Raw genomic sequence first — 19,743 nt, 5'->3', positions numbered from 1 at the left:
GTCTATATCTGCGTCCGCGCCCCCGCGGACACTCGAAATGCAGCAGGAGGAACTTAAGATGAAGCGTACGTATCAGCCTAATAAGCGTAAGCGTGCCAAGACCCATGGCTTCCGTGCCCGTATGGCCACTAAGGGTGGTCGTGCCGTGCTCGCCCGTCGTCGCGCCAAGGGCCGCAAGCGTCTCACTGTCTAGCAGCGATACACACATCTCGCATGAAGACTATTAAGTCTCGGCAAGATTTCGAGCATGTGTTCAGTCAGGGGCGTCGTTTCAATCACCCTCTGATTCGAATGACCATATGTGAATCGGTTGGCGAAGGCGACTCCGGAAGGGTCGCCTTCGTTGGTGCTAAACGGCTCGGTTGTGCTGTCGTGCGCAACCGTTCTAAGCGTGTGATGCGCGAGGCCGCCCGCAGCTGTGGATTTCCCGTTGCGGGTTATGACATCATCTTGTTCGCAACTCCCAAGACGAGGGTTTCTTCGCCTCAGGAGATGGACAATGCATTGCGTTCGCTTATGAAACGCGCCGGCGTTGCCGGGGAGGAGCGATGAGCAATCACGTTTTGCGACGTGTTGCCATCGCTCCTATTCGCATATATCAACAGGTTATTTCGCCCTTATTGCCTGACGCCTGCATTTATTACCCAACGTGCTCGCAATACGCCGTCCAGGCGATTGAGAAGTACGGTGTTTTGAGAGGCTGCTGGCTTGCCGTGAGGCGCATCGCTCGCTGCAATCCCCTGCACGTCGGCGGTTATGACCCTGTGCCCTAGCGGGCACTCGCTATCGGAGGAAAACTTACATGTGGGATTGGATCGTTAACATCCTTTTCGAGCTGCTCAAGCTCATCCAGACCTTTGCGGTCGACTGGGGCCTGTCCATCATCATCCTGGTGGTCATCATCCGTCTGCTGCTGACGCCGCTTATGCTCAAGTCGACTAAGTCGACGGCACGCATGCAGGTGCTGCAGCCCAAGATGCTCGAGATCCAGGAGCGCTATGCCGACGATCCCCAGCGTCAGGCCGAGGAAATGCAGAAGTTCTACAGCGAGAACAAGTTCAACCCGATGGCTGGTTGTCTGCCGCTGTTGATTCAGATGCCTGTCCTGTTCGCCCTATTTACGCTGCTGCGTAACCTGCCGGACTACTTTAACGACGGCACGTTCTCGTTCTTTAATATTCTGCCCGACCTGACCACCACGCCGAGTGCCTCCTTTGCCGATGGCTTTATGGTCGCGCTGCCTGCGCTGGTCTGCCTGATCCTGTTCGCTGTCCTGACCCTGATTCCGCAACTCTATATGTCGCGCAACCAGACCGGCCAGCAGGCTCAGAGCATGCGTATGATGGCCGTTGTCATGACGGTCATGATGCTTTGGATGGGCTGGAGCCTTCCCGTTGGTGTTCTGCTGTACTACGACGTCTCGTCTGCTTGGCAGGTTATCCAGCAGATTTTTGTGACGCAGAAGGTCATCGACAAGGCGAAGGCCGATGAGGAGGAGCGCCTTAAGAACGCGCCGCTGCAGGTTGAGGTCACTCGTCGCGAGAAGAAGCCGCGCCCGCACAAGAAGAAGTAGCGGGATATCAATCTTATTTAGGTACCTAACTTTTGGAGTACGTTATGTCTGAAGAGATCATCGAGGATATGCTTGAGGAGGTTGCCCCGCAGGTCGCGGGCGATTATCCCGAGATTGCACAGCGCTACAAGGCCGGTGAAGAGCTGACCGACGAGGAGCTCGACACCATTGCCGATGTCGCGATTTCCATCCTGCGTTCCATCCTTTCGCACTTCGATGCCGCCAACTCTCCTATCGATGAGTATGAGGGCGACGAGGGTGAGCTGATTCTGGATGTAACGGCTCCCGACCTTGCTGTTCTCATTGGCCGTCATGGTCGCACCCTTGATGCCCTTCAGGTTATGTTCTCTTTGCTAGTGAGCCGCAAGCTTGGCTTTAGGTATCCGGTTGTAGTGGACGTCGAGGGATACAAGAGCCGCCGTCAGGACAAGGTTGCCTCCATGGCTCAGTCTGCAGCCGAGCGTGCCATCCGCACTCATAAGAGTGTTTCGCTTCCGCCCATGAATGCCTATGAGCGTCGACTGGTTCACATTGCACTTCGTGGCAATGATGCCGTCGATACTCATTCTGAGGGTTCTGACCCTGATCGCCATGTGGTGATTGTTGCTCGATAATCTGCTCGTGCTTATGCTAAGGGGACGTGGTTTCCACGTCCCCTTTTTTTGTCAAAAGTTCTCGATACACTGATCTTTGTCAGAAAGGAGCTTTCGTTGTTAGTACTTACTGATCAGCAGGCTGACAAGATGTTGAGTCGTCTAACTTCTTATTGCAAAGAGTATTCCTTGAGCGTAACTGATGTTGAGCTGAGGAAATGTATTCAGCATTTGGATTTGGTTCTGGAATCAAATAAGACAACCAATCTCACACGTATTCTTAACGTAGAAGATGCTGCAGTGCTTCATATCCTCGACTCACTTGTGTTGCTCCCCTATATCAATAAGGCTCCTGAGGGAGCTTTGCTCGATATGGGAACAGGTGCGGGCTTCCCAGGTATTCCTTTAACCATAACCACGCATCGTAAAGCTACTTATATTGACTCTGTTGGCAAGAAGGTTGATGCTGTCAATTCTTTTGTTCATGCTCTTGGATTGAAACATGCTCATGCGGTCCATGACCGTCTTGAAGAATATGCTCGAAGCCATAAGAAGCAGTTCTCTGTCGTAACTGCCCGCGCACTGGCTCCTCTACCGATTCTTGTTGAGTATGCAGCTCCGTTCCTCAAGGATGGAGGGCTATTTGTTATCACCAAGGGCAATCCTTCGGATGAGGAGCTTGCTTCTGGCATGTCAGCAGCTAAGATTTGTGGCTTCACTTTGCTTCTGAATGACGCAATCGATTTGCCTGAGGGCTTGGGCCACAGGGAGTTCATTGTTCTTAAGAAGAGTCATCCAGCATCTGTTTCATTGCCTCGTGCAAATGGCATGGCAAAGAAGAATCCGCTTGCCTAGATGTTTCACGTGAAACATAATGGATACTAACAACTTGCAGTGTTTCACGTGAAACATGGCAGTTGATATCGAATCGGAATGTTTCACGTGAAACATCCTCCGTTTGACAGCTTTAATACACACCAGGAGGGACCGTGGGATTTCGCGACGTTAAGCGTTCTAAGAACGCAAAAGACACGCGTATCATTGCAATCATCAATCAAAAAGGCGGCGTCGGTAAGTCAACAACGGCTGTAAACCTTGCGGCAGCACTGGGTGAGCAGGGTCGTAAGACACTGATTGTCGATTTTGATCCGCAGGGAAACAGTACCAGTGGATTTGGAATTGAAAAAGAAGACCTTGATCACTGCATCTATGATGCATTGTTGAATGATGTGCCGGCAGAATCGCTTGTTCTTGATACAAATTGCAAAAAGGTATTCGTAATTCCAGCTACGATTCAGCTTGCAGGTGCCGAAATTGAGCTCGTAAGCGCAATTGCTCGTGAAACCCGCCTCAAAGACTTGCTTGAGCCGATTCAGGACGAGTTCGATTTTATTTTCATTGACTGTCCTCCTTCGCTCGGCCTGCTTACAATCAATGCCTTGACCGCAGCAGATAGCGTTTTGATTCCAATCCAGTGTGAGTATTACGCACTCGAGGGCGTTACGAAGCTGCTTGAGTCAATGAAGATGGTCAAATCACGTCTGAACAAGGGCTTAGACACCTATGGCGTGCTTATGACCATGTATGACTCACGTACTTCTTTGTCGAATCAGGTTGTTGAGGAAGTTCAATCGTACTTTGGTGATAAGGCGTTTAAGACGCTGATCCCCCGTACGGTTAAAATCTCTGAAGCTCCGTCTTTTGGAGAACCGGTAATTACCTATGCACCTCAAAATAAGGGTGCAAAAGCGTATATGAACCTTGCAAAAGAGGTGATCAAGCGTGCCTAGTGCAAAGAAACGCGGTGGATTGGGACGCGGACTCAATGCTTTGGTCTCAGAGGCTGAGTATGAGACCGGTGGTTCTGCTGCATCTGCTTCAAATACAGCATCTGAAACAAAACTACCGGTTGAGGATATCGTTCCCAACCCTAATCAACCGCGAATTCACTTTAATGAAACTGAACTTCGCGAGTTGAGCGAGTCAATCCAAGAACATGGCGTTTTGCAGCCGCTTTTGGTTCGCAAGCATGGAAACGGCTATGAGATCATCGCTGGTGAGCGTCGTTACCAGGCGTCAAAGCTTGCTGGTCTTGAGGAGCTGCCTGTCATCATTAAAGATGTTAATGATGAAGAGATGCTGGCTCTTGCTCTTATCGAAAACCTTCAGCGTTCTGATCTGAATCCCGTCGAAGAGGCTAAGGGCTATCGCCAGCTCATCGATGCTAGCGGTATGACCCAGGAGGCATTGTCGAAGGCAGTAAGCAAATCACGCTCTGCAATTACAAATTCGCTGCGCCTTCTCGATCTCCCCGAAGTAGTTCAGCAGATGATTTTTGAGGGTAAACTTACTGCTGGTCACGCACGTGCGATTCTTGCAGTTCCCTATGAGGATGCTCGAATTCGACTTGCAGAGAAGGTTGTTGCGGAGGGCCTTTCTGTAAGAGCGACAGAAAATCTTGCTCCATTGTTTTCTGCCGGAGAGACACCTAAGACGCCGCGGCCTGCAACGCCTCAGTCTTTTAAAAAGGCTGCGCGTGTACTTCGTCAGGTATTTAATACCAACGTGCGCGTGAAAAGCTCGCGTGGAAAGAATAAGATTGAGATTGAGTTTAAAGACGAGGAAGAGCTCTCTCGTATTCTTGGTGAAATGATTCAGTTTGATCAAGGAGGCCAAGATGAGGAATAAGATTTTAACTGCGATTGCATTGGTGACGACTGTCGCGGCCGGTGCCTTTGCTGGCTATAAGATCGCGACAGACGATGAACTTCGAGGTCGTTTGCTTCGTGGTGCGCAAGATATTGTCGATACTTCCAAGAAGAAAATGGATGTTATGACAGAAGATGTTGCCATGCGCACTGCTCAGGTAACAAAAAATCCTAAGATTAATCAAGGTTGGGTTAGCAACCAATGGGAAAATGTAGGCTATTAGGTACCTAACAATTACCCTGCATATTTTGAGCGGCCCTTGTCTGATTCATGAGACAAGGGCCGCTTATTTTGTCCGTAAACAATGGGGAAGCTAGCAGCGGTCCAAAATTGAGGTCAATAAATGAAACGGCCCCTGTTGCATATCCTGCAACAGGGGCCGTCCGATGTTTCACATGAAACGTTTTGGAGTGCGACTCCCCTATGCGTTCTTCTGAACTTTGAAGCGCTGTTTCAGCTGTCCGCAAGCGGCGTCAATATCGTTACCACGGGAGTTACGAATCGTGGTCTCGATGCCACGGGACTCAAGACGACGCTGAAGATCCTCAACCTTATGAATCGGCGACGGCTTGAGCGGGCTGCCCTCGATGTCGTTAAGTTGAATCAGGTTAACGTGGCACAGCGTTCCCTCGCAGAAGTCGCAGAGTGCCTGCATCTCGGGATTCGTATCGTTGACGCCTTCGATCATGGCATACTCATAGGTCGGGCGGCGGCCAGTCTTCTCGGTGTAGAGCTGAAGCGCTTCGTGAAGGCGAAGCAGCGTGTATTTCTTAACACCGGGCATGAGCTTATTGCGCGTCGACTGGATGGCGGAATGCAGGGAAACGGCAAGCGTGAACTGCTCGGGGATATCGGCAAATTTGCGAATACCGGGAATAACGCCGCTGGTAGAGACGGTGAGGTGACGAGCGCCGATACCGATGCCATCGGGGTCGTTGAGGATACGCAGTGCCTTGAGAACCTCGTCGTAGTTGGCAAACGGCTCGCCCTGGCCCATGAAGACAACGCTTGTGGCACGCTCGCTAAAGTCGTTGGATACATGAAGCACCTGGTCGACGATCTCTTGAGCGGTCAGAGAGCGCTTGAGGCCGTTGAGACCGGTGGCGCAAAAGGCGCAGCCCATGCCGCAGCCTGCCTGGGTGGAAACGCAGACGGAAAGCTTGTTACGACGGGGCATGCCGACAGTCTCGACGGAAATGCCATCGTGGTACTCGAGAAGATACTTGCGCGAGCCATCTTTGGAAACCTGCTTGGTGAGTTCAGTCGGCGTATCAAAGGCAAAAGCCTCTTTAAGCTGCTCGCGGAAAGCCTTGGGAAGGTTGGTCATATCGTCAAACGAACAAACGTTCTTCTCAAAGACCCATTCGATGAGCTGCTTCGCGCGGAAGGCGGGCTGGCCAAGTTCGGCCACGAGCTCGCGAATATCGTTTTGGCTCAAGTCGCGAATGTCCTGAGATTTAGTCCTGGGATTCATGGAAGCCTTTCGATTTTGGGGAAACGTAGAGGGTATCGCTACAATATGGTATCAGCTGCAGAAATTATAGAGGAGGAGTCTGCCCATGCCGGGTAAAAGCCTAGAGAACATGCACGTAGCGGTCTTGGCGGGCGGCCATTCCGCCGAGCGCGAGATCTCGCTCGATTCGGGAAAGAACGTTGTGGTGGCACTGAAGGAAGCCGGCTACACCTCGGTGGAGCTGCTTGACACGGCCGCTGATGACTTTATGGTAACCATGGCGACCGGCGGATTCGATGTGGCATTTATCGCCATGCACGGCGCCGGCGGTGAGGATGGCGCCATGCAGGGTGCCATGGAGACCCTGGGTATCCCCTACACGGCCTCGGGCGTACTTGCCAGCGCCTGCGGTGCCGACAAGGAGGTCTCGAAGCTCCTGTACGCCAAGGCGGGCATTCCCATTGCCCCCGGCCTTGCGCTCGAAGTGGGCGATGAAGTCGATATCGATCACGTTGTCGAGGTCTGTGGCGAGCGTTGCTTTGTGAAACCGGCCGTCAACGGTTCCAGTTATGGCATTTCCCTGGTCCACGAGCCCTCCGAGCTGCCTGCGGCTATCGCCAAGGCGTTTGAGTTTGGCGACAAAGTGCTGGTCGAGAAGTGTATCGAGGGTACCGAGATCACCGTCGGCGTATACGGCGAGGATGACGTGCGCGCCCTGCCGATTGTCGAGATCCGTAAGCCCGAGGACTGCGAGTTCTACGATCTGGACGTGAAGTATGTCGACCCTACGGACATCCATCGCATTCCGGCGCAGATTTCGCCCGAGAACTACGCTCGTGCCCAGGAGCTTGCCTGTGCTGCCCATAAGGCACTCGGCTGCCTGGGTATCTCGCGCAGCGATTTTATCGTGAGCGAGGACGGCCCCGTTATCCTCGAGACCAACACGATTCCCGGCATGACCGATACGTCGCTGTATCCGGATGAGATTCGCCACACCGATGACATGACGTTCCCGCAGGTCTGTGACAGCCTGATTCGCATGGGACTTCGTCGAGCGGGCGTTGCATGCTAATCGAGGACGCTGTTTCGTCGGGAACGCCGCAGTTTGTCATCGATTCCTATGCCACGCTTGCCGAGCGCGCCAAAACCCAAGCGTTTGGTCTCATCGAGGAAGATGTTATCGTCCTCGATACCGAGACCACGGGTCTTTCGGTGCAGGACAACGAGCTTATCGAGATATCGGCGGCTCGCCTTTCGGGCCGCGAGGTTGTCGATCGCTTCGATACCTTCGTGCATCCCAAGCAGCTGATTCCCGCCGAGATTACCGAGCTCACGAGCATTACAAACGCCGATGTGGCAGATGCCCCGTCGGCCGTTGAGGCTGTCGCCGCTCTCGCCGATTTTGTCGGCGGCTGCCCGGTGATCGCACATAACGCCACCTTCGACCGCTCGTTTATCGAGTCGGTCAAGGGCGGCGTCAACGTCAGTGACATCTGGATCGATTCGTTGGCACTGTCGCGCATCGCGCTTCCGCGCCTGGCCTCGCATAAGCTGTCTTTCATGGCCGACCTGTTTGGCTGCGACTCGGTGTCGCATCGCGCCAACGCCGATGTCGACGCCTTGTGTGGTGTGTGGCGCGTGTTACTCGTGGCGCTCACCGACTTGCCTCAGGGCTTGATGGCGCGCCTGGCCGACATGTACCCCGACGTACCCTGGTCCTATCGTCCCATCTTCTCCTTCTTGGCGGGACAGAACCCCGGTTCCATCTTCTCTCTCAGCGCCGCCCGCGCCGACGTTCTCAAGGCCGATCGGGCCGATGATCGCGTTGATGCGGACGAGCTACCGGTCCTTAAGATGCCGAGCCGCGAGGAAATCGAGGCGGACTATGCCCCGGGCGGCCTGGTCAATCGCATGTATCCCACCTACGAGCCGCGCGATGAGCAGATCGCGATGGCGCTCGAGGTCCGTGACGCGCTCGTTACGGGAACGCATCGCGTGATTGAGGCGGGGACGGGCGTCGGCAAATCGATGGCTTACCTGGTGCCTTTTGCCGAGGCCGCGCGCCGCAACAACATCACGGTGGGTATCGCGACTAAATCGAATAATCTTGCCGACCAGCTCATGTATCACGAGCTGCCCAAACTTGCTGAGCAGCTGGACGGAGGTCTATCGTTTTGCGCCCTCAAGGGCTATGACCACTATCCATGCTTGCGCAAGCTTGAGCGCATGAGCCGCGGCCAAGTCGAAATTACGACTAAGCGTGATCCTGCCGACACGCTTACGGCAGTCGCGGTCATCATGGCGTACGTGTGTCAGTCGGCCGATGGCGACCTCGACTCGCTCGGCATTCGCTGGCGCAGCGTCAACCGTCCCGACTTTACGACGGCGTCGCGCGAGTGCGCCCGTCGCCTATGCCCGTTTTTCCCCGATAAATGCCTAGTCCACGGCGCCCGCCGTCGCGCGGCGCATGCCGATGTGGTGGTCACCAACCATTCCCTGCTGTTCCGCAATGTTGCGGCCGAGGGCAGAATCTTGCCCCCGATTCGTCATTGGGTAATCGACGAGGCCCATTCCATCGAGCGCGAGGCGCGCCGTCAATGGGCGCGCGTGGTGTCGGCGGACGAATCACGCGTTCTGTTTGAGCGTCTGGGTGGCTCGAGCACCGGCGCGCTAAGCCAGGTTTCCCGTGATTTGGCAACCTCCGAGGGCTCTACGCTCTATCTGGGCCTTACTGCCAAGGCGACGTCGACAGTTGCGCGCGCGAGCATGGCGATCGCCGGCGTGTTCGATGGCGTTCGCGAGCTCGGCCGCCGTGCGCGTGGGGGTTATGACAATGCCAATCTATGGATTGGCCCCGAGCTGCGCGAATCTGACGACTGGCATGATTTCTTACAGTCGGCCTATACTGGCATCGACGCATTGGAACAAGCTGACAAGAGCGTCGACGCGCTGGTGCAAGCCGTCGCCGCCGACAAGCCAGAGGTTGTTGTCGACCTGGGTGATATCTCGCGCCGCCTGCACGAGCTGGCCGAGAACCTAAAACTCATCATTGATGGTACCGATGAACACTACGTGTATTCGCTGCAGGTCAATCGCAGGCTGCGTGCCGGCGGAGAGTCAATGACCGCAGAGCGCATCGACATTGGCGAGGCCTTGGCAACCGAGTGGCTGCCCGAGGTTCACACGGCTATCTTTGCCTCGGCGACCATGACGGTGTCCAAAAGCTTTGAGCACTTTAACCATGCGGTCGGCCTTGATCGCATCGGTGCTTCAACGTCGTCATCGCTGCACTTGGATTCGAGCTACGACTTCGATTCGAACATGGCTGTAGTCGTTGCGGGCGATATCCCCGATCCGCGCGATCGTGAGAGCTATCTTACGGCGCTCGAGCGCGTACTGGTCGACGCCCATCTTGCCATGGGCGGATCGGTGCTCACGTTGTTCACCAATCGGCGCGACATGGAGGACCTATACGCCCGCGTTGAGCCCAAGATGGCCCGTGCGGGTCTGGAGCTCAACTGCCAGCAGCGCAACTCATCTCCTCGTCGCCTGCGCGACCGGTTTATCAACGAACCGACCTCGTCGCTTTTTGCGCTCAAGGCCTTCTGGGAGGGGTTTGATGCCAGCGGCGAGACGCTGCGCTGCGTCATCATTCCCAAGTTGCCGTTCTCGAGCCCCACGGACCCGCTCTCGTGCGAGCGCAACCTGCGCGAAGACCGCGCATGGGCGCGCTATTCGCTGCCCGAGGCGGTGCTCGAGGTTAAGCAGGCCGCGGGGCGTTTGATTCGCTCGTCGACCGATAGCGGCGTGCTGATCTTGGCGGATCCTCGCCTGGTGACGAAGGGCTATGGCAAGAAGTTCTTAACGTCGCTGCCCACGAGCTCCTACCAGCGCATCGAATCGGCGCAGATCGGGCACTATCTACAGCTGTGGCGTGCACGCCACGAGCGGCGGCGCTAAAGCGGACAGACGAGGGTTTTTGCCATATCGCACAGACGCTTTGACAGGGCGGGGTCATCCAAGATGCGGATGGCTCCGCCCGCTGCGATTATCTGGCTCAGCAGCCAACGCTCGGAGCCGTAATGTACGGTTACCGTTGCCATGTCTGTCCCGCTGCGCTCGATTAGGGTGATGCCGGCCCAGTCCAGATGCTCCGCCATATCGAATGGCATCAAGAGCTTTGCGCTACGCTGCGTCCGGGCAAGGGAATCGTGGAGGGATGCAACGTCCGGTGCGTGAGGCACGACGGAGTCTTCCGTCAAGGCGAGTCCCTCGATTTTATCCATGCGATAGGTGCGCTGCTCATCGACCGCGATGTCCCAGGCAATCAGATATGTTTGGTCGCCGTTTGCTGTAATGCGCAAGGGGTCGACCAGACGCTCGCGTGGCCGCGCATCGTCCATCGAGCGATACGAGATACGACAGCGAACGCCGTCCTGAATGGCGCAGCTCAGCTGCTGCCAGTGCGACCCGTGGTTGACGGTGTCAAAGACGTGCTGGTTATAGCCGAGCTCTTCGGGTAGAAGAGCATGTCGAATTCGAGCCGCCGCCTGGGGCTCGATCCCCAACGATTCAAGTTCGTGGTTGAGCACAGCGCCCTCGGCGGCACTCAGGCGCAGCGGTAGTACACGCCCGGCGTCACCGGTGAGGACCACGCGCTCGCCGTGGCATTCGCAGATGATACGCGCACCCGATTCTCGGTCCGCGAGCGTCGAGACGATCTCGAGAATCTCGTCGAGCGACGCCCCCGTGATGTCAAAGCGACTGCAAATCTCGGTTCGTGTCATGCCGCTCTCGCCGGCGGCGTAGAGGGCCTCCATGATGTCGAGGGCGCGCGAGAGCCTCTGCTCGCTGGTGAGTTTACGCACGGGCATGCTCGTGCACCGTCCTTTCAATGAGGTGGTTCCACGCCTGCTTGAGCGATTTGGGGGCCATGGGCCTCATGCCGTCCATGGCGTGGGCCATGCAAAATGAGGCGGCGGCTTCAAGATCGCGCACGTCAACGGTCCAAGTCCATCCCGAATCGGTGTGTGCGAGCTCACCTCGCCCGCGCGTGAGGCCGTTGATCATATCGATCTGCGTCTGCGGGGCGAACGAGAACGTAGCCGCAACGGGCGGGCGGGCGGCAAAATCGAATTCAAAGAACAGGTAGTCGTTGAGATTGAAGTCTGCAGGGATGGCGTAGGCCTTCGAAGGACGCCAAGCGCGAACGATACGGTCGCAGCGGAATGTCCTGATGTCGTCGGTGGCATTGTCGAGGCCGCAGAAGTACGCAACGCCCTCGCGCTCGAACATGCCGTAGACGCAGACGGTACGCTCTTTCTGCTCACCGCGTCCGTTCTGATATAAAAATCGCAGTGCGCATCGCTCGGCAAAGGCGCTCCATACCGCATCGACGGTGGGAGAGCGGCGGATCGGTGCTTCGTCCGCCGTCGTCCTGCCGGTGAGGTAGGCAATCTTGGAACGAATATCGGCAAGCGGCGCGGCAAAAGTGGATGAGCCGGCCGCTATTGTCTGGTCGATAGCGTTGAGCAGGATATCGGCGTCGTCTGCGGTGATGAGGCCGCCTGCCGCAAACGTGTGCTCGCGGTCGATTGTCCATGAGCTTTCCTCGGTCTCCTGCGCGCCGGCGGGGCGAACCTCCTTGATTAAGATGCCGCGTTCGAGCAGTTTGTCACGATCGCGCCGAAACTTGCGCTTATCCGAGTCGATATTGCCCGAGCCATATCCCAGGTCAGAATCCAAGACGATCTGCTCGGTCGTCAGCGGTTCGGGGGAGCTGTTGAGCACAAAGAAAAGATTGAGGATGCGCTGAGCCGTTTTATCGAAACTGGGCTCCGAATTCCCCTTTTTAATTGTCGCGGTCGCGTCGCTTGCCGTCATAGAGTCCTCGCATGAGAAGGTGGTTTGCTGCCATGATTTTAGTCCGATATGGAGATTAGGCTATATCCTTGTCCGCTCGGGGCGTTAAGATGGCCCGAATTCGGTCGTTTGCGCTCGCTCGGGGTATACTTTCGACTATATACGGTTCTAATGTGCATGCATTGGGCCTATTTGTCGGATTATGGATGTGGAGCGCACATGGCGAACACCCAGAACTATATTAACCACCTGCTGCAGAACACCGGCATCACGCCGGCATGCAGCGAAGAAGAGCGCTTGGCTGCCGAGGATATCGCTCAGATCTTCCGCAACCACGGCTTTGATCCCGAGGTTCAGGAGTTCAATGCCCCGGCGCCCAGCAGGTTGGCATTTGCCGTTACCGGTATTCTTGCGTTTGCCGGCGCCCTGCTGATGGGCATCGGCGGCGGCATCGGCTTGGTCGGCACCTTGCTGGCCATTGTCGGTGCCGTTCTTTACGTGCTCGAGCGCACGGGCCATCCCGTGGTTTCGCGCCTGGGCAAGACGGGCGTGAGCCAAAATGTCATCGCCTACCACAGGGCCTCGGGCCCGCTCGCGTCTCCGCGCAACCGCCCGGTGGTCGTTGTCGCACACTACGACTCTCCCCGTGCTGAGCTGCTCGCCCGCGAGCCCTATGCTTCGTATCGTGCGCTCATCGCCAAGCTGTTGCCCGTTGCCACGGTTGCCCCTGCTGCCGTTGCCATCTTGCGTATCCTGCCGCTCCCCGGCGCGCTCAAGGTTCTGCTGTGGATTGTCGCGATCCTCGCTTCCCTCGTTGCGCTCGCCAACGCGGCAAACATCATTTCTAACCGTTTTGTGCTTCCCTATACGTCCGGCGCAGTGTGCAACAAGTCTTCTGTCGCCGCTATGCTCGGCGTTATGGACAACGTTGCTCCCTTCCAGGGCGAAAACGAGTTTCCCGACGATGTTCCGTTCGATACCTATTTTGGGGAGCAGAAGCGTCGTGCCGAGGAGATGGCGCGCGCAGCAGCGGAGTATGCCGCGGCCCAACAGCAAAACGACTACGGCAACACCATCGAGTATGAAGAGCCTACCTACGCCGAGGACGAGTTCGGTCAGCCGATTGCTCCCGACGCTCAGACCGAGCCCGAACAGGGCGAGGCTTTCGACGAGCAGATCGAGGGCTTTGAGGGTGCGTCTGCCGACGAGACGCTGATTGGCGCCATCGTGCCCGAGGATCAGAATCAGGCTGTCCAGGCCGAAGAGTTCAATGACGAGGTTCCCACTGCCGAGCCGGCGGAGGAGCCTGTCGCGGCCGAGCCCGAGCCCAGGCTCTATCGCAATGCCGCCGGCAACATCCGCTTTGGTTCGGATGCCATCCGTGCGCTCGGAATGCTTCCCGAGTCCTGCACGCTCGATTACGAGGAAGGCGAGGAGCCGACGTTTGAGCCCGAGCCTGCCCCCGTCGTGACTGCATCTGCGCCCGTTGTCGCCGTGGATGATGAGTCTGCCGCGGTTGCCGCTGCCGTTGCCGAGCCCGAGGCGGTGTCCGCGATCGATCCCGCGGCAGGACTGGACATTTTGGCTCCCGCCGCGCCGGCGCAAGACGTTACGGACGAGCCTGACGACGATTACGCTGAACAGCCGAGGCGCGTGTCTTACGAGAGCGATACTGATTTCTCGGCCGAGATTCCCGCGGCAACGCCCCATGCCGATATTGCATCCGCGTTCTCTTCGATTGGCGCCAGCGCTTCCAACTTCTTTAAGGGTGCGCTTGCAAAGGGCAGGAAATTTGTCGACGATTTCGAGGGGAAGCGCACTGCCGCACGCGAGGCTGCCGAGCAGGAGGCTATCGCTCAGCAGCAGGCAGCCGAGGCGGCACGTGAGCGCGCGGCGCAAGAGTTCGAGCAGAACGAGGCTATGCGGTCCGTGCCTGTCGACGCCGCCGAAGCTACAACGTCCTTTGAGGCTCAGCAGCACGTCGATAGCACCATGTCGTTTGATGCCACGCAGTTCGATTCCACGATAACGTTTGAAAAGCAAGGCACCGCGATTGCCGAGCCCCTTCCTGTTTCCGATGAGCAGGGCGACGCGGCAGACGATGACGAGCCTATTGATGCTGCCGAAATCCAAGATGTCGCCGGGCACGAGCCCGTCGAGGTCAACTGTGACGAAGAGCAATACGCGGCAGCCGATCAAGGTGATTCGACCGAGGTCGAGCAGGAGGAAGTGCCTGCGGTTTCCGAGGCTCCCGAGACAGATGGGTCGAGGCCTTACTCCACGCAGATTTTCACCATGCCGATCCCGAGTGGTTCCGGTGCCACGGTTGCCGATGTCGCTCCCACTCAGGACGAAACGGTCGATTCCCTTATGGCCCAGATTTCCTCCCAAGCATCGCCGCGTCCGCAGATGAATGTTCCCGATCCGGCGTCGGCACCGTCGCCTGCACCCTCCTCGTCTCCGCTGGCTTCGGTCCCCGATCCGTCGCTGCCGTCGATGAAGCAGACAAACGTTGCGTCTCGCACGTCGCTGTTCGACCTTCCCGATCCCTCCGCACAGGTCAACGACCCCTTTGCTACCGCTCAGGGTCCCGAACCCACATCGGCACCCGTTGCGCCTCCTAGGCCCGTTGCGTCGGGCGCACAGCCGATCGAGACCATTTCGGCTCCCGCCCCTGCGGCACCTAAGTCTCGCAAGCGCGGCCTGGGCGGCCTGTTCGGTCGTAAAAAGAAAAACGAACAGGACAGCATGAGTGACTGGCTGGGCGTCGAAGACGATTACGATGCCAAGAAGTCCGGTCGCGGCATCGGTTCGTGGGATAATTTCGAGGACGATAACGATGGCTGGAAGGGCGGCGCTACGTCTTCCGACGGCGCTTCTTCCGAAGATATGCTCTCGGCTGTCGCTTCTATGGGCGACGATGAGCTGCTCGGTCACGATATCTGGTTTGTGGCAACGGGCGCCTCGGATTGTGATGGCTCCGGTATGAAGGCCTTCTTGGCTTCGCATCGCGATAAGCTCCGCGGCGTCTTCTTCATCAATCTTGAATCCGTCGGCGCCGGTAGGCTTTCGGTGGTGACGGTTGAGGGCGAACAGCAGCTGCTCAAGGGCGATCGCCGCATCATGAACCTGGTCAGCAAGGTGTGCAAGTCGTTCCATGTCGATTGTGGCGCGCTCGAGATGCCCTATGCCAAGACCGATGCCTACGCCGCGCTCGAGGCGAGCCGCCGAGCCCTCACCATCGCCGGCGTGGACGGCACGCGTCTGGCTTGCGCTCGTACCGAGGACGACCTGCCCCACAATGTCAACCCGACGAACATTGCCACGGTATCCGAGGTCGTGACCGAGGTTATCCGCCGTTCGTAGACGGAGCTCTAAGGAGTCAACGTGTTTTCGTATATTAAGCGCCATTGGCCTGTCTACGTGATTTTGACCTTGATTGCCATTGCGTTAGGGTTTGGAGCTGCCTACATCGTGGGCGCGAAGGGCTCGACCCCCGCCTCCGCAATCAGCGAAGAGGTGGAGCAAGAACAGAGCACGGGTGCCGATGGGATTCCTGAGTCCGAGCAAGCAATCGTTGATGGTGGATCTTCGTCTGCAGAGTAGATGCGGCGATTTAAATGATTGAAAGCGGGCGAGCCGGGGGACTGGCTCGCCCGCTTTTTCATCGCGCTAGCGCTTCTTTGGGATTGACCTAAGGCGAGCGAACCATAGGGCTGCGGCACCCGAGGTCAGGAGCGCGGTGATGCAAGCGGCGATGGGAGCTGATCCTGTTGCCGGTAGGTCCTGCGGTAGGGTACAGCGTTGAATGACACTGTCCTCGTCGTGTGACTCAAGTTTATCGCCGCCGCCGTTGCGGCAAAGATCGACGCGTGCGCTGTTGGTGAGTGCAGTTTGGGGTGTGTAAGCCGACGTTGCCTGCATGTGCACGACTGCGCCCCGAGCATCTGTGCCAAGGATTGCTTTGGCATCGTCAAGGTCGTCGTGCTCATCTTTGAGATCATCACGGGTCCAAGAATCCGTATCGCTTCGAGTCGTAAAGTCGGCGGCTACCGCACCGTATTCAATGCGAATGCCCGTCACGACGGTATTGGATGCAAGGTCGAGTTCTTTCGCCTCGAGTGTGGCGGATTCCGTGGTCGAGACATCCGCCTTCCAGAGGTGCCAGCCGTCGTAATCGACGAGGCGGCAATCTTCACCCAGACTCTCTTTTACTTCGTCGGACTCAAGCCAAGGATTTTCGTGCCCATCGTCAAGCGTCGCGTTTGCCGGCTCATCGACGTCTGTCGAGTCCAACGGCGTCGTGCGATACCACACGTTGCACAGACCGTTGAGGTCGCCGATGGCGACGGGGGTTTCGATTGAGACGAATCTCGCCGTGCCGTCTTTGGCGCACTCAAGATCATCGGTAATCGTAAACTCATCAACCCAAGTAGCGGAATCGTTTCGAGCATCGATGGTATAGGAGAAAAGCCCATCCGTATTGGTTTGCATCGCGGCGCGGTTTTTTCCATCGCCGTTAGCCAACAGATCCTTCCCGATAGGTTGGACAAGTTCCTGACGCTTGTCGACCTGCCCTTTGATCTCGATGGGCGCATCCTTCATCGCGACGGATTGGACTTCTCCCGTATCCTTTATTTCAAACGTTATCTCCTCGGCAAGGTCATAGGTCCGCGGAGACATCGTTTCGCGCAACGAGTAGGTGCCGGGTGCAAGATGTTCGATGCGGTGCGGCTTGTCGGATGAGGTCCAGGAGTCTATTTCGGTTTTATCGGGACCATATAAGGTGAGCTGTGCGCCTTTCACTTCCTGCTCTCCGCTTGCATCGACCTTGGAGATATCAACCTTGGTGTAATCGTCGGATACGTTAAGCCGTGCTTCCACAACGGGTGTTTTCTGGTCGGCATAGGTAAGGTCGACGATATGGTGCGTTCGGTCGAGTAAGAAGCCAGTCGGCGCCTGAGTCTCGACGACCTCGTAGCGTGCGGTGCCAGATCCCAACGGGAGGTCGTCCGCGCGTGCTTCTCCAGTTTCATCCGTCGTGACGGTAGCGACAGTCTCACCGTCGAGCGCGGCAATGCTACCGTCGGGGCGCACGATATCACCTGAGGCACGGATCTCAAAGATGGCGCCCGCGAGGCTGCTGCCGTCTACGGCATCGGTTTTAACGATCCTGATGTTTCCGGTCGCGGCGTGGTCATAATACGAGGCGATTGCAACGGGCGTTAGGTTTATATCGGCGGGTATGTTTACCTCGATCTCTCCGCCGACAAGATAGGGCTCTTTGGCCGAGGTTTCGCGTACATAATAGGTGCCCGGCACGAGCGATTCGGGCAGTGTGACGGTGCCGGTCGCGTCAGTCGTAAAGGTGTCCATTACGTTATGTGCTGGATACCAGCATGTTTGTGAGACAGGTTTGTGATTGCTGTCGAGGAGTTGGAAGGTGAATCCGGCTAGGGGAACAGAAGCGCCTGTTTGGGCATCGCGTTTTACAATCTGGAGATGCGTCGACAGAGCGTGGTTGTCCACGATATATTGAAGCTCGGCGCCGTCGGAAATCTGATTGGCCTCGACGGTCCATTCCCCCGCACGTTTAAAACCCTCGGGGACGGTTTCCGGAACCTCGCGAACCGTGTAGCCGGCACGGTCGTATGGGACGGCTCCGTGGACACCGGCGGGTCGCTTGCCTGTGCCGAACCATGCTTCGGGCTGATCTTTGGTGGAGGCAAAGCCATAGATGTTTGTGGTCAGTGTGCCAACAACCTGCTGAGAGCTGTTGCTGACAACCTCAAAGACAACACCTCCTGCCGGCTGCTCCAGGCCGGATTGATCGCTATTGCCGTAGTCCTTGAATTTGGAAATCTCAAGGTCAAACGCAATGGGGATATCGGAAACGCGCGATTCGATCTCGACCACGCCTGAATCACCGAGCTGGTCGGCTCCAACGGTATAGGACCAGCTGTCGTTGGTTGGCAGGTAGCCCTCGGGGGCTTTTGACTCATAGATGGTAAAAGTTCCCAGGGGGACATCGGTGAGGGTGGCCCGACCGCTTTCGTCAGTCGTGAGAATTTGCGACCATCCAGGGGTTGATTGCGACACACACGTGAACTCTGCTCCTGCGAGTGAAGATCCCACCTGGGGGCCGGCATTCGTCGCGGCATCGAGTTTTACGACATGCAGGGTGATGGCGCCGGGTTGTTCATCGATGGCGACCTGCCCGCCGTCATTCCCCGTGGTAAAGGCAACGCGATCGGGGCGGGGGACATAGCCGGCCGGCGCCTTCGTTTCAACTAGGTAGTATGCCGTGTTGGGTAGGAGTGTTGCCTGTGCTCGACCGTTGCCGTCCATCTGGATGGTGCCGACACGTGCGTCGCTGGCGCTCTCAAAAATATCGAATGTTGCCCCGGTAAACTGATAGGTATTGTTTCCGCTGGTAATAACAGTGTTCGCAGACTGCTTTTGGAAGGAAACAGAGACCGCCGGCAGTACATAGAGCATGTCTTGACGTCTGCTGCCGCCCGATACGGTTCCTAGATAGCGCCGCGCGCGGTGCGGAGCGGCTTTGATGCTTCCTGATTTTGCGCTGTCGTGGAGCCACCGCGCAGCCGCCACGACTTCATTGTCGGCGGTAAAGTGCCCGCTCTTGGTTTTGCCCTGAGCGGTCGTGTAGGAGTAGGTGCCGTCGACATGGGTAGTGCCGTTGAGCATCCATACGGCAAGCTGGGTGGCGGCGCGGGCGCGATCGGGTGAAAGATGGTAACCGCCAAACGACGTGGCGGTAGGATATCCGTGACAAACGATTGCCGCGAACTCGTCGTCGAGCCACACCCAGCCTTGATCAAAGTTGAGCCATGGGCCGCCCGGCTTGGTGGGCCCGGGGCGTTCCTGGTTCATGCAGTAGGCAATCGAGGCGTCCTGAGCTTCATATTTGCCGATGAAGAAGGGTCCACAATCATCGCTAATGGTGCGGAAGCCGAGCTGGTCGTAGCCATCGATGGCAAATGCGACTCCCGGAGCCAGGCAGCCGAAAAGCAGGAAGAGGAGCAGGAGCAGCGGACCTGTTGCGATTGCGCTGTGGACAGAGTGCGTGGGTGCGTTGGACATGGCTGCTCCTTATCCCTCGTGCGCCGCATGGGGAGGTTGCGACGCGTAGGATGAGGCTACCCCCGAGGTTCATGCGGGTAAGTACCGGAGCCTGACCAAAAGCTTGCCCAATTCCTGACAAATTGAGCTCAAATACAACAACCAAGCAAAAGCGCAGGTAGAAGATAGGGAGAACAGGAGGTCAAAGGTCCTCATCTCCACAATTGACGCGATTTTCAAACGAATCTCCACAGCTAAAACAAGCATCACCACCCTTGTATCGAACAAGACAACCGCGTTATACTAGCCAACACATAAGCGGGCATCGCCAAGTGGTAAGGCATCAGCTTCCCAAGCTGACACTCGCGGGTTCGAGTCCCGTTGCCCGCTCCAGTTAAGAGCACAAGCACGGCACCATCACGGTGCCGTGCTTTTTTCAATAAAGTGCCGGGACTCGAACCCGACAGGGT

General features: G+C 57.0%; 17 protein-coding genes and 1 tRNA gene. 14 read left to right on the top strand and 4 right to left on the bottom strand.

Annotation, left to right across the window (positions count from 1 at the left end):
• Positions 1 to 58 precede the first annotated feature (58 nt).
• The 9 genes from rpmH (at position 59) to DW796_RS01125 (ending at position 5,098) form a co-directional block, all read left to right on the top strand.
• Positions 59 to 193, top strand: coding sequence for a 50S ribosomal protein L34 (rpmH, locus tag DW796_RS01165; protein ID WP_019127408.1), 135 nt, complete (start codon positions 59 to 61; stop codon positions 191 to 193).
• 20 nt (positions 194 to 213) lie between these two features.
• On the top strand, positions 214 to 552 hold the full coding sequence (gene rnpA / locus DW796_RS01160) for a ribonuclease P protein component (protein ID WP_082435526.1): 339 nt from the start codon (positions 214 to 216) through the stop codon (positions 550 to 552).
• Positions 549 to 773: a membrane protein insertion efficiency factor YidD gene (gene yidD, locus DW796_RS01155; protein ID WP_022093804.1), complete on the top strand. Its 225-nt coding sequence runs from the start codon at positions 549 to 551 to the stop codon at positions 771 to 773. Before rnpA ends, yidD begins: the two co-directional genes overlap by 4 nt.
• A gap of 29 nt (positions 774 to 802) precedes the next feature.
• A complete protein-coding gene (locus tag DW796_RS01150; RefSeq protein ID WP_055251326.1) occupies positions 803 to 1,573 on the top strand; it encodes a YidC/Oxa1 family membrane protein insertase in 771 nt (256 codons plus the stop codon).
• Between the two features lie 44 nt (positions 1,574 to 1,617).
• On the top strand, positions 1,618 to 2,187 hold the full coding sequence (locus DW796_RS01145) for a R3H domain-containing nucleic acid-binding protein (RefSeq protein ID WP_022093802.1): 570 nt from the start codon (positions 1,618 to 1,620) through the stop codon (positions 2,185 to 2,187).
• Between the two features lie 168 nt (positions 2,188 to 2,355).
• Positions 2,356 to 3,021 carry a 16S rRNA (guanine(527)-N(7))-methyltransferase RsmG gene (rsmG, locus tag DW796_RS01140; protein WP_233539628.1) on the top strand — a complete coding sequence of 222 codons (666 nt, stop codon included), beginning with the start codon at positions 2,356 to 2,358 and terminating at the stop codon, positions 3,019 to 3,021.
• Positions 3,022 to 3,155: 134 nt separating this feature from the next.
• A complete protein-coding gene (locus DW796_RS01135; protein ID WP_055251322.1) occupies positions 3,156 to 3,956 on the top strand; it encodes a ParA family protein in 801 nt (266 codons plus the stop codon).
• Positions 3,949 to 4,854 (top strand): ParB/RepB/Spo0J family partition protein, encoded by a 906-nt coding sequence (locus DW796_RS01130; RefSeq protein ID WP_187362344.1) that lies wholly within the window; start codon positions 3,949 to 3,951, stop codon positions 4,852 to 4,854. Before DW796_RS01135 ends, DW796_RS01130 begins: the two co-directional genes overlap by 8 nt.
• On the top strand, positions 4,844 to 5,098 hold the full coding sequence (locus DW796_RS01125; RefSeq protein ID WP_117564012.1) for a hypothetical protein: 255 nt from the start codon (positions 4,844 to 4,846) through the stop codon (positions 5,096 to 5,098). The genes DW796_RS01130 and DW796_RS01125 overlap by 11 nt, the downstream gene beginning before the upstream one ends.
• Before the next feature lie 198 nt (positions 5,099 to 5,296).
• On the opposite strand, the gene rlmN is transcribed toward DW796_RS01125, so the two are convergent.
• On the bottom strand, positions 5,297 to 6,349 hold the full coding sequence (gene rlmN / locus DW796_RS01120; protein ID WP_118094008.1) for a 23S rRNA (adenine(2503)-C(2))-methyltransferase RlmN: 1,053 nt from the start codon (positions 6,347 to 6,349) through the stop codon (positions 5,297 to 5,299).
• A gap of 85 nt (positions 6,350 to 6,434) precedes the next feature.
• Between rlmN and DW796_RS01115 the strand changes: the two genes are divergently transcribed.
• Both DW796_RS01115 and DW796_RS01110 read left to right on the top strand, forming a co-directional pair.
• Entirely contained in the window at positions 6,435 to 7,400 is a 966-nt protein-coding gene (locus tag DW796_RS01115; RefSeq protein ID WP_117843531.1) for a D-alanine--D-alanine ligase, read from the top strand.
• Entirely contained in the window at positions 7,394 to 10,288 is a 2,895-nt protein-coding gene (locus DW796_RS01110; RefSeq protein WP_118094007.1) for a helicase C-terminal domain-containing protein, read from the top strand. Before DW796_RS01115 ends, DW796_RS01110 begins: the two co-directional genes overlap by 7 nt.
• Here DW796_RS01110 and DW796_RS01105 read toward each other — a convergent pair.
• Positions 10,285 to 11,202, bottom strand: coding sequence for a YafY family protein (locus DW796_RS01105; RefSeq protein WP_118094006.1), 918 nt, complete (start codon positions 11,200 to 11,202; stop codon positions 10,285 to 10,287). The genes DW796_RS01110 and DW796_RS01105 overlap by 4 nt on opposite strands.
• Positions 11,189 to 12,211: a YafY family protein gene (locus DW796_RS01100; protein WP_118094005.1), complete on the bottom strand. Its 1,023-nt coding sequence runs from the start codon at positions 12,209 to 12,211 to the stop codon at positions 11,189 to 11,191. The genes DW796_RS01105 and DW796_RS01100 overlap by 14 nt, the downstream gene beginning before the upstream one ends.
• A 198-nt stretch (positions 12,212 to 12,409) precedes the next feature.
• Between DW796_RS01100 and DW796_RS01095 the strand changes: the two genes are divergently transcribed.
• Both DW796_RS01095 and DW796_RS01090 read left to right on the top strand, forming a co-directional pair.
• Entirely contained in the window at positions 12,410 to 15,556 is a 3,147-nt protein-coding gene (locus DW796_RS01095) for a hypothetical protein (RefSeq protein WP_118094004.1), read from the top strand.
• Between the two features lie 21 nt (positions 15,557 to 15,577).
• The gene (locus DW796_RS01090) at positions 15,578 to 15,796 is read left to right on the top strand and encodes a hypothetical protein (RefSeq protein WP_022094153.1); all 219 of its coding nucleotides are present in this window, start codon (positions 15,578 to 15,580) and stop codon (positions 15,794 to 15,796) included.
• 66 nt (positions 15,797 to 15,862) lie between these two features.
• Here DW796_RS01090 and DW796_RS01085 read toward each other — a convergent pair whose 3' ends face one another.
• A complete protein-coding gene (locus tag DW796_RS01085) occupies positions 15,863 to 19,294 on the bottom strand; it encodes a SpaA isopeptide-forming pilin-related protein (protein WP_118094003.1) in 3,432 nt (1,143 codons plus the stop codon).
• A gap of 297 nt (positions 19,295 to 19,591) precedes the next feature.
• On the opposite strand from DW796_RS01085, the gene DW796_RS01080 reads away from it, so the two are divergent.
• Positions 19,592 to 19,666: transfer RNA gene (locus DW796_RS01080), tRNA-Gly, on the top strand.
• The last annotated feature ends 77 nt before the right edge of the window (positions 19,667 to 19,743 follow it).

This window comes from Collinsella sp. AM31-2AC, assembly GCF_003469285.1.
Lineage (GTDB): Bacteria > Actinomycetota > Coriobacteriia > Coriobacteriales > Coriobacteriaceae > Collinsella > Collinsella aerofaciens_AT.
Note: the sequence above shows the minus strand (reverse complement) of the source record. Positions and strands in the feature narration are given on the sequence as shown.

Excerpts from the sequence above, each read along its gene's own strand:
- DW796_RS01125 (WP_117564012.1), top strand. The coding sequence starts at position 4,844 with ATGAGGAATAAGATTTTAACTGCGATTGCATTGGTGACGACTGTCGCG.
- rnpA (WP_082435526.1), top strand. The coding sequence starts at position 214 with ATGAAGACTATTAAGTCTCGGCAAGATTTCGAGCATGTGTTCAGTCAG.
- DW796_RS01105 (WP_118094006.1), bottom strand. The coding sequence starts at position 11,202 with ATGCCCGTGCGTAAACTCACCAGCGAGCAGAGGCTCTCGCGCGCCCTC.
- DW796_RS01150 (WP_055251326.1), top strand. The coding sequence starts at position 803 with ATGTGGGATTGGATCGTTAACATCCTTTTCGAGCTGCTCAAGCTCATC.
- DW796_RS01085 (WP_118094003.1), bottom strand. The coding sequence starts at position 19,294 with ATGTCCAACGCACCCACGCACTCTGTCCACAGCGCAATCGCAACAGGT.
- DW796_RS01145 (WP_022093802.1), top strand. The coding sequence starts at position 1,618 with ATGTCTGAAGAGATCATCGAGGATATGCTTGAGGAGGTTGCCCCGCAG.
- rlmN (WP_118094008.1), bottom strand. The coding sequence starts at position 6,349 with ATGAATCCCAGGACTAAATCTCAGGACATTCGCGACTTGAGCCAAAAC.
- rpmH (WP_019127408.1), top strand. The coding sequence starts at position 59 with ATGAAGCGTACGTATCAGCCTAATAAGCGTAAGCGTGCCAAGACCCAT.
- DW796_RS01115 (WP_117843531.1), top strand. The coding sequence starts at position 6,435 with ATGCCGGGTAAAAGCCTAGAGAACATGCACGTAGCGGTCTTGGCGGGC.
- yidD (WP_022093804.1), top strand. The coding sequence starts at position 549 with ATGAGCAATCACGTTTTGCGACGTGTTGCCATCGCTCCTATTCGCATA.
- DW796_RS01100 (WP_118094005.1), bottom strand. The coding sequence starts at position 12,211 with ATGACGGCAAGCGACGCGACCGCGACAATTAAAAAGGGGAATTCGGAG.
- DW796_RS01110 (WP_118094007.1), top strand. The coding sequence starts at position 7,394 with ATGCTAATCGAGGACGCTGTTTCGTCGGGAACGCCGCAGTTTGTCATC.
- DW796_RS01095 (WP_118094004.1), top strand. The coding sequence starts at position 12,410 with ATGGCGAACACCCAGAACTATATTAACCACCTGCTGCAGAACACCGGC.